This window comes from uncultured Limnohabitans sp. (genome assembly GCF_937889215.1).
In the GTDB taxonomy this organism is placed as follows: domain Bacteria; phylum Pseudomonadota; class Gammaproteobacteria; order Burkholderiales; family Burkholderiaceae_C; genus Limnohabitans_A.
The window spans coordinates 1-1,572 of sequence record NZ_CALBEX010000521.1 but is presented as its reverse complement, the minus strand read 5'-3'; the positions used below and the strand labels follow the sequence as shown (position 1 = coordinate 1,572).

1 protein-coding gene is annotated in these 1,572 nt (G+C 60.6%); it reads right to left on the bottom strand.

Annotated features, from left to right (window positions below; all coding sequences use genetic code 11):
• On the bottom strand, nt 1-1,572 hold a 1,572-nt coding region (alaS, locus tag Q0341_RS13230; RefSeq protein WP_299514164.1), incomplete at both ends, for an alanine--tRNA ligase.

Here is a 1,572-nt window from a genome sequence, read left to right as displayed (position 1 = left end):
ACACGCGCTTGCGCGGCGGCGTTGGCCAAAATTTCTGCATTGACTTGGGCTTCAATCTGGCGGATTTCGGCGTCGGTCACGGGCGCGTTGTGCGCAAAGTCAAAGCGGGTGCGCTCGGCATTGACCAAGCTGCCCTTTTGCTGCACATGGCTGCCCAGCACTTCGCGCAGGGCTTTGTGCATCAAGTGGGTGGCGCTGTGGTTGCGCACGGTGGCGGCGCGCACCGCCAGGTCCACATGCGCTTGCACCGCGTCGCCCACTCTCAGGCTGCCCGATTTCAATTCACCGTGGTGGCCAAACACATCGGCCTTGATCTTGAGGGTGTCGGCCACGTTGAACTGGCCACCCGCGTTGTTCAGCACGCCTTGGTCGCCCACTTGGCCGCCGGACTCGGCGTAGAAAGGTGTAGTGTCCAACACCACCACGCCTGCTTGACCGGCTTTGAGTTCGGTCACAGCGTTGCCGTCGGCATACAAGGCCAGCACTTTGGCGTTGGCCGTCAGGTCTTCGTAGCCCACAAAGTCGTTGCCAGCGCCGGAGTAGTCCAGCGCCTTGTCCATCTTGAACTTGCCAGCCGCGCGGGCCTGGGCCTTTTGTTTTTCCATGGCGGTGGCAAAACAGGCTTCGTCCACGCTCAAGCCACGCTCGCGGCACACATCGGCCGACAAATCAAGCGGGAAACCGTAGGTGTCGTGCAGCTTGAAAGCCACCTCGCCGGGCAACACTTTCACGCCACCGTCGAGGGCGGCATCCAGAATCTGCATGCCGCTTTGCAGTGTTTCAAAGAAGCGCTCTTCTTCGATGCGCAAGATATCGGCAATGCGATCGGCCTGATCGGCCATGTTGGGGTAAGCCGCGCCCATGAGCTTGACGAGATCGGGCACCAGCTTGTGGAAGAACGGGGTCTTTTGGCCCAGCAAATAACCGTGGCGAATGGCGCGTCGGATGATGCGGCGCTGCACATAGCCGCGACCTTCGTTGCTCGGCACCACGCCGTCGCTCACCAAAAAAGCGGTGGCGCGGATGTGGTCGGCGATGACGCGCAGCGACTTGTTGTTCAGGTCGGTGCAGCCGGTTTCGCGCGATGCCGCCTTGATCAGCGCGTCAAAAATGTCGATCTCGTAGTTGCTGTGAACGTGCTGCAAGATGGCAGCCAAGCGCTCCAGACCCATGCCGGTGTCCACACAAGGCGCGGGCAGCGGCGTGACGGCACCGGTCTCGTCCATGTTGAACTGCATGAACACGTTGTTCCAGATTTCGATAAAACGGTCACCGTCTTCATCGGGGCTGCCGGGTGGGCCACCGGGAATATGGGCACCGTGGTCGTAAAAAATCTCGGAGCAAGGACCGCACGGGCCAGTGTCGGCCATCATCCAGAAGTTGTCGGACTTGTAGCGGCCGCCCTTGTTGTCCCCAATGCGGATGATGCGGTTCTCTGCCTTGATGCGCTCGGGCGTCCAGCCCGATTGGACAAAAATGCCTTCCCAAATAGCATAGGCCTCGTCGTCTTCCATGTAGACCGTGGCGTAGAGCTTGTCGGCGGGCAACTTGTAGACCTGGGTCAGCAGCTCC